The sequence below is a fragment of the Acidovorax sp. NO-1 genome (genome assembly GCF_000238595.1).
GTDB lineage: Bacteria > Pseudomonadota > Gammaproteobacteria > Burkholderiales > Burkholderiaceae_C > Acidovorax.
Genome location: NZ_AGTS01000030.1, coordinates 1 through 2,656, shown reverse-complemented (window position 1 = coordinate 2,656; position 2,656 = coordinate 1). Strand labels below are relative to the sequence as shown.

Genomic DNA, 2,656 nt, shown 5'->3' with positions numbered 1-2,656 from the left:
GTCCGCGCCGATCCAAATTTGAGCCACCGTGCCGACTGAATATTGAGCCAGGGGTGGAAGCCGACTTTGAGAGGGTCGGCTGTGGATAAGTGTAGAGGCTGTGCTGGTTTGCTGGTCTCCTTGGCGTGTTGTTAAATGCGATGGGCAAGCCGCGCAGGGCGTAGCCCGTAGCGGCTTGCCCATCACCGTTTCCGATCAGAAGGGTTCGTCTCCAGCTTCGGTTTTGGCTCCCTTGCGCGCCTGCTCTCGGGCCTTGATGCGCTTCTTGGCTGCGGCCGTGCTGCGACTGAATCGGATCGATTCGTTGCCGGTCTCCATGATGTGGCAGTGGTGCGTGAGTCGGTCCAGCAACGCGGTGGTCATCTTCGCGTCGCCGAACACGCTGGACCATTCTGCGAAGTCCAGGTTGCTCGTGATCATCACGCTGGTGTGCTCGTACAGCTTGCTCAGCAGGTGGAACAGCAGCGCCCCACCGGCCTGGCTGAACGGCAGGTAGCCCAGTTCATCGAGGATCACCAGATCCATGCGCAGCAGGCTGGTAGCGATGCGACCGGCCTTGCCTTGGGCCTTCTCCTGCTCCAGTGCGTTGACCAGATCGACGGTGGAATAGAAGCGCACCCGCTTGCCGTGCCGGGTGATGCCAGAGACGCCGATTGCTGTGGCCAGATGGGTCTTGCCTGTGCCCGGTCCGCCCACCAGCACCACGTTGTGCGCCTCGTCGGTGAAGGCCGTGGTGGCCAGAGTCTCCACCAGGTTGCGGTCCACCGGCGAGACCTCGAAGTCAAAGCCCGCCATGTCGCGGTGCACCGGGAACTTCGCCGCGTGCATCTGGTGGCTGACCGAGCGCATCGCGCGGTCCGTACCCTCGGCCTGCAACAGGTGCTCGATCAGCCAGCGCGAGGACTCGATGCCCACACCGCCTGCCTCGCCACCCCCTTGCTCGACCAGATCGGCCCACGCGCCGGCCATGCCGTGCAGGCGCAGTGCCTTGAGTTCGACCAGCACATCAGTCTTCATGGTCGGCTCCTTCGGTGATGGCACCCACGGTGTCCGAGCGCAGGCTGTCGTAGCGCGCCGTGTTCGCCAGCGGCGGCGTGGTCGCTCTCAGCAGCGTGGCCGCCGTGGGCGGCACCGGCTGCGCGTTGAGCCGGTTCAGCACGTTGACCACGTGCTCCACACTGACCTTGCCAGGCGGCCCACTCTCCAGCGCCAGCTCGATGGCCACCAGCACCGCGTCCAGACCGGCGCTGAGCACAATGGCCAACACCTGCGCCATCACCCGGTCGCCGCCCGGGTTGCGCAGCAGCCCACGGCGCAGCCGCTGCAGCGGCTCGGGCATGTCGGCAAAGGGCGCGCCGTTCCTCAGGGCACCGGGCTTTCTCTGCAGCAGCGGGATGTAGTGCTGCCAGTCGTACCGGGTCTCGCCCGCGTTGCTCAGCCGGTCGTGGCGGGCCACGATGGTGTCGTCGGCCACGATGGCGACGCTGCCCGGATACAACCGCGTACTGACCATCTGGCCCACCCGTTCGCACGGCACCGAATAGCGGTTGCGCGCCACCGACACCAGACAGGTGCTGGTGACCCGAGCGGGTTTCTCGACGTAGCCATCGAACGGCACGGGCATGGGCATGAGGTGCGCGCGCTCGTGTTCGAGCATCTCGGCCACGCTGAACTGGGTGTGCTCGGGGTGGCTCACCTCGTCCCACAACGCGCGGCAGCGCTGGGCCAGCCAGGCGTTGAGTTCGGTAAAGCTGCCGAACTTGATCTTGGCCGCGTCGATCCAGATGCGCCGGCGGCTGTCTTGCACGTTCTTCTCCACCACCCCTTTCTCCCAGCCGCTGGCCACGTTGCAGAAGTCCGGGTCGTACAGGTAATGCGCGCACATGGTGGCAAAGCGCTCGTTGACGATGCGCCCCTTGCCCTTCTTGACCTTGTCTACCGCAGTCTTCATGTTGTCATAGATGCCCCGGCGCGCCACGCCACCCAGCGCGGCGAAGCTGCGGGTGTGGGCATCGAACAGCATCTCGTGGCCCTGGCTGGGGTAGGCCACCAGCCAGAAAGCCCGACTGGCGCACAGCTTCATGTGTGAGACCTGCACCCGGTAGTAGATGCCGCCGATCACCATGCCTTCCTCGCTCCAGTCGAACTGGAAAGCCTCGCCCAGCTCGAAGGCCAACGGCACGAAGGCGTTGCCCGCAGACCCCTGGCCTTCGCCCTGGCGCCATGCCCGGATGAAGTCGGTCACCCGCGTGTAACCACCCTCATAGCCCGCACGCCTGATCTCGGCGTACAGCGCCTTGGCTGTGCGCCGCTCGTGTTTGGGCCGACGTGCATCAGCCTTCAAGGCCTGCCTGAGCACGTCATGGAACGCCGTGAGTTTGTTGGGCTGCTCGCCGCGCCGGTACTTCGGTGGACCGTCCACTTCCCCGTGCAGCCACTTCGCAACCGTGTTGCGCGAGAGCCCTGTCATGCGCGATATCTCGCGCTCCGATTTGTTCTTCCGGGCATGCAAATGCCGGATCCTGCCAATCATGTCCATGGTGATCACTCCTTGTCCTCTGCTGCACAAAAAAACAGCAGAGTAGGTTGTTCACCTGGCTCAGTTTTGGGTCGGCACTACCCTCAAAAGTGGCTCAGTTTTCGGTCGGCGCCAACA

2 protein-coding genes are annotated in these 2,656 nt (G+C 64.6%); both read right to left on the bottom strand.

Going from position 1 to position 2,656, the window contains the following annotated elements; all coding sequences use genetic code 11:
* Positions 1-195 precede the first annotated feature (195 nt).
* The gene (istB, locus tag KYG_RS02525; RefSeq protein WP_008903250.1) at positions 196-1,017 is read right to left on the bottom strand and encodes an IS21-like element helper ATPase IstB; all 822 of its coding nucleotides are present in this window, start codon (positions 1,015-1,017) and stop codon (positions 196-198) included.
* Positions 1,007-2,539 carry an IS21-like element ISAisp6 family transposase gene (gene istA, locus KYG_RS02520; RefSeq protein WP_008903249.1) on the bottom strand — a complete coding sequence of 511 codons (1,533 nt, stop codon included), beginning with the start codon at positions 2,537-2,539 and terminating at the stop codon, positions 1,007-1,009. Before istA ends, istB begins: the two co-directional genes overlap by 11 nt.
* Between the last annotated feature and the right edge of the window lie 117 nt (positions 2,540-2,656).

Bases quoted from the DNA above. Each gene is read 5' to 3' on its own strand.
- istB (WP_008903250.1), bottom strand. From the start codon at position 1,017: ATGAAGACTGATGTGCTGGTCGAACTCAAGGCACTGCGCCTGCACGGC.
- istA (WP_008903249.1), bottom strand. From the start codon at position 2,539: ATGGACATGATTGGCAGGATCCGGCATTTGCATGCCCGGAAGAACAAA.